Origin of the sequence: Aliivibrio sp. 1S128, from assembly GCF_001691065.1 — a bacterium.
Taxonomy (GTDB): domain Bacteria; phylum Pseudomonadota; class Gammaproteobacteria; order Enterobacterales; family Vibrionaceae; genus Aliivibrio.
Genome location: NZ_MAJV01000132.1, coordinates 1,172 through 1,629 on the forward strand (window position 1 = coordinate 1,172; position 458 = coordinate 1,629).

Annotated in this window: 1 protein-coding gene; it reads left to right on the forward strand. The window is 36.5% G+C overall.

The window, feature by feature from the left end; genetic code table 11:
- A partial coding sequence (locus A6E03_RS17935; RefSeq protein WP_255310664.1) for a hypothetical protein occupies positions 1 to 442 on the forward strand: 442 nt, incomplete at its 5' end.
- Between the last annotated feature and the right edge of the window lie 16 nt (positions 443 to 458).

The window sequence follows — 458 nt, forward strand, 5'->3', positions numbered from 1 at the left end:
ACGTGTTATGCAGGCGTTAATCGTACAAGGAGGTACAATGTATAAATTACGAAAACTGGAAGGTGAGCAAGATTGGCTAGATGCGGATGGAGTTAAGATTTATACCATTTCAGCAAATGAAGAACCAATCAATATGGTCGCTTTTCATCACCGACTAACAGAGGTCAAATCTGAAATAACTCTCGAATGGGATCAGACTGCTGCGTTTGTTATTTTTCATAATGGTGCAAGTTGTAAGTATTTGGTTTTAGCTTGGTGGGGTAATGATAATGAATTATTTACGTCAGTATCAGTTCAAGTTAATGGGGTTTGGGTTGTAGATCCAACTAAATATTCGTTTTGTCTTTATGATATTGAAGTTATGTGGAAGGAACGTAATATCTACATAGAAACAATAGATTGTGAAAGTCCGTCATTGGTTAAGTATCGCACTAGCCGTTAGATGTACGTTTAACAAA